Below are 1,020 nucleotides of genomic sequence, written 5' to 3'. Positions count from 1 at the left end.
CACCACCGAGGCCGGGCCGTTCACCGCCGCGACCGACACCTCCTTCTCACGCCCGGCCAGCAGCTCGGCGACCTCCTCCTCCGACGCTGCCACCGACACCATCGCCCCACCGGCAGGCAGCGCCTGCATCAACCGCGCCCGACCCGCCACCAACACACACGCATCCTTCAGGGACAACACCCCCGCCACATGCGCAGCGGTGATCTCCCCGATCGAATGACCGGCCAAAACAGCCGGCCGCACCCCCCACGAGGACACCAGCCGGAACAGCGCCGTCTCCACCGCGAACAACGCCGGCTGCGCCCACCCCGTCCGATCCAGCAACCCCGCCTCGGCCGACCCCGGCTCGGCGAACAGCACCTCCCGCAACGACCCATCGAGCAGCGGATCCAGCTCGGCGATCACCTCATCCAGTGCCTCGGCGAACACCGGGAACCGGCCATACAACTCCCGGCCCATCCCCGCCCGCTGGCTGCCCTGACCGGTGAACAGGAACGCGAGCTCCGGCTCCACCCCGGCCACCCCGCGCACCACACCCACACCCGGCCGCTCCTCGGCCAGCGCACCCAACCCGGCCAGCACACCCTCACGATCAGCCGCGACCACCACCGCCCGATGCTCGAACACCGACCGCGTCGCCACCAGCGAGAACGCCACATCGCTCAGCACCGGAGCAGGATCGCTACCCACATACGACACCAGCCGCCCGGCCTGCGCCCGCAACGCCTCCGCCGTACGACCTGACACCACCACCGAAACCACCGGCGGCTCCACGACGACATCCGGCATCCGGTCCTGCGCTTCGGCCGTGACCTGCTCGGCCTCCGGGCCCTGCTCGACGATCACATGCGCGTTGGTGCCACTGATCCCGAACGACGACACCGCAGCCCGGCGCGGACGGTCGGTCTCCGGCCACGATCGCGCCTCGGCCACCAGCTCGACCGCGCCCTCGCTCCAGTCCACATGCGAGGACGGCTCGTCCACATGCAACGTGCGCGGCACCACACCCTCGCGCATCGC

General features: G+C 71.2%; 1 protein-coding gene. It reads right to left on the bottom strand.

All coding sequences use genetic code 11. The annotated features are described in order from the left end of the window. Nucleotides 1–1,020: acyltransferase domain-containing protein (locus ACWD3H_RS47710; RefSeq protein WP_451959812.1), on the bottom strand; the 1,020-nt coding region annotated here is incomplete at both ends.

This window comes from Streptosporangium sp. NPDC002607, from assembly GCF_053592655.1.
The sequence above is the reverse complement of the archived record's forward strand: the minus strand, read 5'-3'. Positions and strand labels throughout refer to the sequence as shown.